Raw genomic sequence first — 7,396 nt, forward strand, 5'->3', positions numbered from 1 at the left:
GCGCCTGTCGCTGTCGCAGCAGGGTGAGGACCTCCTGCCGGTTGCGGCAGCCTTCGGAGCCGTGGCCGTGCCCAAGAAGCTGTACGTCCGGCGCGAGAGCCTGTGCGAAAGCCTCGAAGTCACCGCCGGCCCAGGCGGCGAGCACGTCACTGACGACCAGGCCATGGGCAGCCATGCCACCACCTTTCGATAGACGGGCTGCGCTTGTCCTGATGGTGACCGACGCGATGGGTCGCGCGACGACTGCGGTGGTCAGCGGTGACCTGGGTGCTGCCGAGGAAGTGATCAGCCAGGATGCTGTGATCGATACGGTCCGCGACGACATCGAAGCCCGCGTGGTGTCCCTCCTGGCCCGTCAGCAGCCGGTCGCCACCGACCTGCGCACGCTCGTGGCCACCCTGCGCATCTCCGCCGACCTGGAGCGGATGGGGGACCTGTCCCGCCACGTCGCGGAGATTGCCCGGAGGCGGTATCCCGGCACTTCCCTCCCCGCTGTGCTCCGACCGGCCATCGAGGAGATGGGCCGGGTCGCGCAGCAGATGGCGACCAAGGTGAGACAGGTCCTGGAGACCAAGGACCCCCAGGCCGCGGCGGAACTGCCTTTCGACGACGATGCCATGGACGAGGTCCACCGCAGCACGTTCCAGTACATGGCTGACGGTGCCTGGCCTCACGGCATCGAAACCGCCGTGGACTTGACCCTGCTCAGCCGGTACTACGAGCGCTTCGCCGACCACGCCGTGAATGTCGCCAACCGAGTCATTTTCCAGGCCGCAAGGGTCGGGTCTGCACACGAATGAGTGAGCCCCGCCCGGGCACACCGGGCGGGGCTCTCGCCGCCCCACGGGGTTCCGCATCGGCGGGGGCGGCGGTACGGTGCGGCGCGTTTCAGCGCTGCGGTGACTTTTCGTACCGGGGCGGCCGCCGCCCAAGGCCCGTCCTGTCCCGTTTGTGAGATCAGTTGGTGTGTGTGGCTGGGGTGCCGGTGCCGACTACGTGCAGGGCAGGGTGCCTGCGCGCAGTGCGTGCCCGTCGTCGTTGTTGTCGTCGGACCACAGGACCGGCTTGTGGCCGGCGACACACGCCGCTTGCGGTGCGATGGCGAAGCCCTCGTTGTTGTAGTTGGGCATGCCGGCCGGGCGGTCGTGGACGGCGGTGGCGGTGAACTCGCCCTGTGCGTTGATGTCCAGGGTCGCGGTGCGGCCGTCGCAGGTGTTGTCACAGACCGCCCACAGGTGACCGGTTGCGGGCTCGAATTCGAGGTCCATCACTGCGGGGAAGCCGCTGGGAATGGTGGCGATCCGGGTGTATCCGCCGCCGGTCTGGTTCAGCGCGTAGGCGTAGACCGTGCCGTTGGCCTCAAGGCCGGCGAAGAACAGGCCGCTGCCGTGGCCGGGGTAGTTGGCCGGCTTGTAGGCGGCGCCGGTGTGCTCGTCCCTGAAGCCGTGCGCGGTGAGGTAACTGTCCGGGATCCACGAGACGGCCTCCAGTCCGCTGTTGGGCGCTACGGCGGGCAAGTCGGAGGTGAGGTTCCACTCCGCGGTCGCGTTGAGGGAGCCAGCCGTGGAGGAGGTGTTGAAGCGGAGGATCTCCGGCTTGCTGACGCTGCCGTTGCTGTTGTCGCGCTCGGTGGAGACGAACAGCCCGTCGGGGGTGGAGACCACGCCTTCCGAGTCGGGGTCGCCGCTGCCGATGCCGTAGTGCAGCGACTTGCCCGAAGCCCATCCGCCGGCCGGGTCGGGGCGCCACGTTGCGCCGTTGGGCACCAGGCGGTAGAGCTTGCTTGGGCCGTTGTCCACCGACCACAGCACTTCGGGGCTTTGGAAGGAAAGGCCGCTGAGGTTCGTGCCGAAGACGTTCGAGCCGTCGGCGATGGTGACCGCGGCGTCCCCCGGCCATGCGGTGACCGAGGGCTGACCGCCCCCGCTCGCGCTGCCGCACCCGTTCGCCGCACCCCGGGTCGGTGCGGTCGTTGTGGTGAACGCGCCCGTACCATCTGGGCAGCGGCCGTATGTCGTCGTGGCGTGAGCGGTCCAACTGTAGGAGTCGACCAGCGTGGAGCTATCGGACTGGAACAGCCGGACGGAGTCGGCGCTGCCCAGGCCGAACGAGGTCTCGACGTCCAGCACCAAGTACGCGCCAGCAGCCAGCGAACTACCCGCTCCGATTACGTAGGAGTGCGAGTCGTCGCTGTCCTTCACCACCCAGCCGGAGACATCGGCCGGGGCGGAGCCGGTATTGACCAACTCCACCCAGTCACCCGGCGTGCCACCGCTTGACTCAACCTCGTTGATCCGCACGGTCGGCTGCTCCTGCGCCACGGTCGGCGCACCGGACATACCGATGGCGAGAAGGGATAAGGCGGTAGCAGCCAGGGCTGCGCTTCCACGCCAATGCATACGCAATGTAGCCAGTCCTTTGATCATGGGGGGAAACCGGCAGGAGGCCGACGAGAGCGTCCTCCTCGTGAAGGTTCTGGCACGCTGACGATCAAGGCAATGGGCTGGAGTGTCATCTCTCTCCCAAATGTATCTGTGGGCTCCCTGTGAGACCTCTCCGAACCGGGTCCCGCGTCGGGCATGGCCAGGACACCCGGCGAAACCGTTCCGCTGCCCGCGCAGTATGGTGCGGACGGCGGAGGAGGAACAGTGACTGACGAGCGCACGTACTGGCCCAATAGCCCATGGTGGTACGCGATCGGGGTTGTAATCTGCACGGCTGGTGCAGTTACCACGGGGGAGAAGGTCACTAGGGTTGTGGCGACGGTGACGGCGGTCGGTTGGGCCTTCGCTATCGGGCGCCTAACTTCCAAGAGGGCCCACAGCCGTAGGTAGCAACGCCCCCCGCTCGGGTCGTCCCTGGGCCGTCCAAAGCTGGCTGCTCGGGCTGGCGACGACAACGGCCGACGACTCATCCACAGGTTAAGAGACTGGCCGTCAGGCTGAGTGTCTAACTGCGCTACAACAGCCCCGGACTTCGGCGTACGTCCACGGACTTTGAGGGACCGTTCGCGCAGGTCAACTCTGGTGAGACCGCAGGTCGTGAGGGTACCCGGTTTGCTTCGGGACGAAGAGGTCTGGGCCTGCTGGCGCGTGTCTCTTTGATGGATCGGTCAGTTGATCGGATGGATCCTCCGCGGACGGTGGTCGGCAGACCACCGCCACATCCCCCGACGCCATCGCATGGAGGCACTCCCTACGAGACACGGCTGTAATTCAGGCGACGCCGACGCGTGCCGTGCGTACGCTCCGCTCCCGGGAGGTGCGCCGTGGGAATGTCCCTGCTCTATCAGGTACTCGAGCCGTTGCCAGACGCCATGAGCGCGCTGCGGCGCGCCCGTGAGCTGCTGGGTGTTTTCGCGGAGTGGGTCGACGACCCGTTCTCTCCCGAGGTCGGCCCTGTCGTGACAGTGGAGCAGTTCCACCACGCGCGCCTCTACTTCCCCCGGGGCGCCTTCACGTGCCGTGACGACAGCCCCTTTCCGCCGGACGGCCTGGTCGAGTTCTGGCGCGTGGTCGCCCGAACCGACGCGTTGCGCGGTGGCGACGCCTACCGCGTGGAAGTCGAGTTGCGCTCCGAGATCGCCGAGGTGTGGCCCCTGATCGAGGAATGGGGACTGCAACTGGAACTGCCCGGCTGGAGCACTCCGCCATTCACGGTGCGCGAGCACGACGAGAGCAGCACGGAGGCGGAGTTGGACCTCATGGTCCAGGCCGTGGGCCCGCTGGGATTCGACGTGTCCTGGGAGGGGGCCTTGCGGGGTCTGCCCTCGTCGAAGCTCTGCGGAGTGCAACTCTGCCTCAACAGCGTGTGGACCGACCAGTGCACCGAACCGGCCCCCGGAACCCACGCGGTCTACCTCTCCATAGGCACCCGCAACCGCGACGTCCAGGAGGAATGGCTCCACAAGACCGGGCTGAGCCTCGGTCCCGCAGTCATCGGCTGGTAGGCACTGTCTCCGTGGACACGCGGCCCACGGCGCGCTGGATCAAGCGACCGGTGACCAACCCCGCTCGTTACCCTGTCCAAGGTGTCGATCCCAGCCGCGAGACCCTGCCCCATATGTGGAGGGCCCCTGACTACCGGCGGCATGGTGCTCCCACAGCACCAGGCTCTCAACTCTGAGAAAACGCACAGTATCCCGGGCTCTCCCGGCTGTGAGCAGGAGTGTAGCGTTCCCGCTCGGGTCGTTCCTTGCGACCCGAGCGGGGAAGGGGAGGGGGAAGGTTCATGCGAGGCCTGCGATCTGGGGGCGCTGCGTTCGTCTCACTGGCCGTGGTGGGCACGGCCGTGTCCGCTCTCGGGGGGTCGGCGGCAGGGGCGACGACGGCGTCGTCCATAGCCTCCGGCACGCTGTTCGTGTCCCAGTCGGCCAGTTGCTCGGACAGCGCGGGGCTGGGCTCCGCCGCCGTGCCGTTCTGCACCATCTCGGCTGCCGTCAACGTGGTCGAGCCGGGACAGACCGTGATGGTGGAGCCGGGCACGTACAACGAGTCCGTCAGCATCACTCGGTCGGGCACGGCTGATGCGCCGATCACGATCCAGGGCGTGCCCACGCAAGCGGGTAGTCCGGTCTACGTCAATCCTGCGGGCGGGGCGGTCGGCTTCGGTGTGACGGGTGCGCAGCACATCGTGATCAAGGGCTTCCAGCCGAGCGGGGAGTGGGCAGCGGCGTTCAGCATCGGCTCCTCCTCGGATATCACGCTCGACAGCGATGTCGCGATTTCCTACAAGGAGCCGGGCATCCATGTGACCGGGGCCTCCAGCGGCGTCGCGGTGACGCGTACTGCCGTGCTGGCCCAGTACTCGGCGGGCGTCGAAGTCGACGGCGGGAGCACCGGGACCGTGCTGGCGTCCGATCAGGTCACCGGGCTCGGCGCGAACAGCGTCGACATCTCGCTGCACGGCCCCACCAGCACGGACGTCGTGGGCAACACTCTGGTGTCCGACTGCAGGAGTGGGATCGACCTGGAGTCGGGCTCAACCGGGACGACGATCGAGAACAACATCGTCGAGAACGGTTCCGCCACGAATCTGGAAACCTCCCCGGTCGTCTTCTCCGCCTGCACGACCCCGGCCACCGCGACAGCACTGACCGTCTCCGCCGACTCCACCAGCGGGACCAGCGCGGACCACAATCTGATCGACCCCGTCAGCGGAGGCACCCCCTACACCTGGGCCGGCATGGCCTATGCCGATTTGCCGGCCTTCCAGTCCGGGACGAGCCAGGGGGCGCACGACCTCGCGGTGAACCCGCAGTTGGACGGGGGGTCGGCGGGGAACGCGGTCGCCTACCGCTTGGCCACCACCTCGGCGGCCATCGACGCGGCTGACGCCTCGGCGGCGGGGGAGACCGCCACCGACTCCCTCGGAATGCCCCGCACCGATGACCCGAGTATCGCCAACTCCGGCACCGGCGGTTACTACGACGTGGGCGCGGCCGAGTACCAGGGCCCGCTGGCGAGCATCGGCACGGCGACCGTCACGACCGGCGCGCTGACAGCGAAGGTGTCGCACACGGCGCCGACGTTCACGTGGACGACCAACGGCTCGGACTCTCGTCCCGTGGTCTACGACTTCGGTGATGGCAAGCCCCAGGTCGCCAGCGCGGCCTCCGGCGTCACCCACGACTACACGCGCACCGGTACCTACAAGATCAGCTACCGGGGCTTCGACATCAACTCCAATGCCCATTACGTCGTCGGCGCGGACTATACTCCGGTCGCTCCGGACCGGGTGCTGGACACGCGCCGTGCCGTCGGGGTCACCACGACGACGCCGGTGGCGGCGAAGTCAGATGTGGTACTGAAGCTGCCGACCCTTGACGGGGTGTCGGGTGCGGACATGAGCGCGGTCGTTGCCAATGTGACGGTCACCCAGCCAACGGCTGCGGGGGTGCTGACCGTCTATCCGGACGGCAGCAGCCTGCCGACTGCGTCGAACCTGAACTACGCCAAGGGCGAGACTGTCGCCAACCTGGTGACGACCTCGGTGAGCGACGGCGTGGTCCGTCTTCACAACGGCAGTTCCGGCACCGTGCACGTGATCGTCGACCTGGAGGGCTTCTACGGTCCGGGCGGCTACGGCTACAAGTCGCTGACGCCTTCGCGTGTCCTGGACACACGCTCGGGCAAGGGCACCTCCGGCGCCGGTGCGCTGGCGGCCCACGGCAAGTTGCGGCTGAACCTGTCCGGTGTGCTACCGAGCGGGGCGACCACCGCTGTGCTCAACCTGACGGCGACACAGGCGACCAAGTCGGGGTTCCTGACAGCGTTCCCGGACGGGCAATCGGTGCCGACCGCGTCCAACCTCAACTTCACCGCCGGGCATACCGTGCCGAACCTAGTCGTGGTCCCGATCGTCAAGGGCGTCGCCGACATCTACAACGGCAGCGGCGGGTCGGTGCAGGTGGTGGCAGATCTGGCGGGCTACTACGGTACAGCCGCCTCCGGCGCCACGCTGGCCTTCGTCCCCAACGGGCCGCTACGGATCGCGGACACCCGCTCCGACGGCACCGGCGCGGTCAAAGCCCATGGGACGCTCACGATCTTGCCGATCGGGAGCCTGTACTCCACGCCGCTCACGGCCGCCGTCCTCAACGTAACGGTGACGCAGCCGCAGACATCCGGAGTGCTGACGGTCTATCCGGGCGGGGCATCGCTGCCGACCGTGTCGAACCTCAACTTCACGAAGGGCGAGACGGTGCCCAACCTGGTGTCCGTGGGCGGGAGCAGCGCCAAGGGCATCAAGATCTACAACGGCTCGGGCGGCACGGTCCAGGTGGTGGTCGACCAGGAGGGCTACTTCGTCCCGGCGCGGTAGATCGCACGGCGACCCTCCGTCCCACGTACCGGACACCGCCGACCGGACGGAGGGCGCGCCGAGGAGGCCGCTACGCGGTATGGCGCGCAGTGGCCCAGATCCTCCCGGGAAGTAGATGGCAACCATCATGACTCCCTTGCCGTTCCTGCATCCCCCGCCGCGTCCAACAGCACCGCACCAGGCCGACCTCCACGGCTTTAGGCCAAGGCCGTGAAGTTTAGGGTCTCAGGGCTGCGCGCAAGTGCGTCTTGATCTGCGCGAACGCCGGACGCAGGAAGCGGAGCCCCGGTAGAACGACTTGTCGACCAAGACCAGTCATTCGAGCTCGGGAGCTCCGCTGTCCGATCAGTGTGTCATCACGCGTGAAATCACGGTAGCCAAGGGCCTGTTCGCCCCTGGCCATCTGGGGGAACTCACCCAGATCGTCCCCTTCGACATGGTTGATGAGGCCCTCGCCGAGACCGGCGCGACCCTGTGGATCTTGGTGGCTAATTCGTAATTGTCATGCTGTGAGGGCGAGTTCGAGGCGGGCGAGGTGACTGCTGCTGGCGCGGTCGAGGGGGTGTCCGTTCCC

Annotated in this window: 5 protein-coding genes; 4 read left to right on the top strand and 1 reads right to left on the bottom strand. The window is 67.5% G+C overall.

Annotated elements, in window-relative coordinates:
* The first annotated feature begins 212 nt into the window (after nt 1–212).
* Nucleotides 213–800, top strand: coding sequence for a phosphate signaling complex protein PhoU (gene phoU / locus EFK10_RS00065; RefSeq protein WP_164835733.1), 588 nt, complete (start codon nt 213–215; stop codon nt 798–800).
* Nucleotides 801–992: 192 nt separating this feature from the next.
* Here phoU and EFK10_RS00070 read toward each other — a convergent pair whose 3' ends face one another.
* Entirely contained in the window at nt 993–2,339 is a 1,347-nt protein-coding gene (locus EFK10_RS00070; protein ID WP_127353753.1) for a lamin tail domain-containing protein, read from the bottom strand.
* 935 nt (nt 2,340–3,274) lie between these two features.
* Here EFK10_RS00070 and EFK10_RS00075 point away from each other — a divergent pair.
* From EFK10_RS00075 to EFK10_RS51785, 3 genes are all read left to right on the top strand, one after another.
* Complete coding sequence (locus tag EFK10_RS00075; RefSeq protein WP_127353754.1) at nt 3,275–3,949, top strand: hypothetical protein; 675 nt, start codon at nt 3,275–3,277, stop codon at nt 3,947–3,949.
* A 341-nt stretch (nt 3,950–4,290) separates the two neighbouring features.
* Nucleotides 4,291–6,822, top strand: coding sequence for a right-handed parallel beta-helix repeat-containing protein (locus tag EFK10_RS00080; protein ID WP_164835734.1), 2,532 nt, complete (start codon nt 4,291–4,293; stop codon nt 6,820–6,822).
* A gap of 298 nt (nt 6,823–7,120) precedes the next feature.
* The gene (locus tag EFK10_RS51785; RefSeq protein ID WP_127353756.1) at nt 7,121–7,321 is read left to right on the top strand and encodes a hypothetical protein; all 201 of its coding nucleotides are present in this window, start codon (nt 7,121–7,123) and stop codon (nt 7,319–7,321) included.
* The last annotated feature ends 75 nt before the right edge of the window (nt 7,322–7,396 follow it).

It is taken from the genome of Streptomyces soli (assembly GCF_003999195.1).
Classification (GTDB): Bacteria; Actinomycetota; Actinomycetes; order Streptomycetales; family Streptomycetaceae; genus Actinacidiphila; species Actinacidiphila soli.